1 protein-coding gene is annotated in these 653 nt (G+C 60.5%); it reads right to left on the bottom strand.

The features are described 5' to 3' along the window. Positions 1-100 precede the first annotated feature (100 nt). On the bottom strand, positions 101-490 hold the full coding sequence (locus ACFFN1_RS13560) for an MBL fold metallo-hydrolase (protein WP_376841360.1): 390 nt from the start codon (positions 488-490) through the stop codon (positions 101-103). Positions 491-653: the final 163 nt, after the last annotated feature.

Genomic DNA, 653 nt, shown 5'->3' on the forward strand with positions numbered 1-653 from the left:
TCGACGTCGCAGGCCACACAATCCACGCCACCACCCCCGTGCCCCACAACGTCCAGACCATCATCCAGCACCTGCCAAAACCTGACTAATTTGAGCCAAGTCAGGACATCTTGGCGTTCGCCGCGTGATCGAAGTGCAGGTGGGACAGTACGAGGACGTCGATATCGTCTGGAGTCAGCTCCATCTGCGCGAGGCTCGCGTCGAGATAGCCGGAATCGCCCTCGGGGTCGTCGATGACCGGGAAGAACTCCTGGAATCCAGTCGGCGCCCAGCGCTGCTCCCAGTCGCGCGGCACGCCTGTGTCCCAGAGGATGCGCCCTTCGGGGTGGTCGATGAGCACTGCGTGAGTGGGCACCTGTGTCCAGGGGATCGGGTCATCTCGGTCTTTGCGCTTCTTGATGACGGTGTTGGGAGCAAGCAGGAGCCACGTCTTATCGGCCTCCATCGTGCCTGACTCCAGCAAATGGACTTTCATCTCCGGAACAGTCATTCCAATCATCTCCCTTGATGTGATTGAGGGACGGATCAGCAACCATGCATGCCAAAGCGGCTCTTCGGACATCCGGTGGGGGTGAGGTTCGCCGGGTGCTGGTTGGCAGGTAGGGGTCGAGGTCCCCGAGGATCAGAAGCGCTAACCACCTGATCTACCACGA

It is taken from the genome of Brevibacterium otitidis, from assembly GCF_042429315.1.
Taxonomy (GTDB): domain Bacteria; phylum Actinomycetota; class Actinomycetes; order Actinomycetales; family Brevibacteriaceae; genus Brevibacterium; species Brevibacterium otitidis.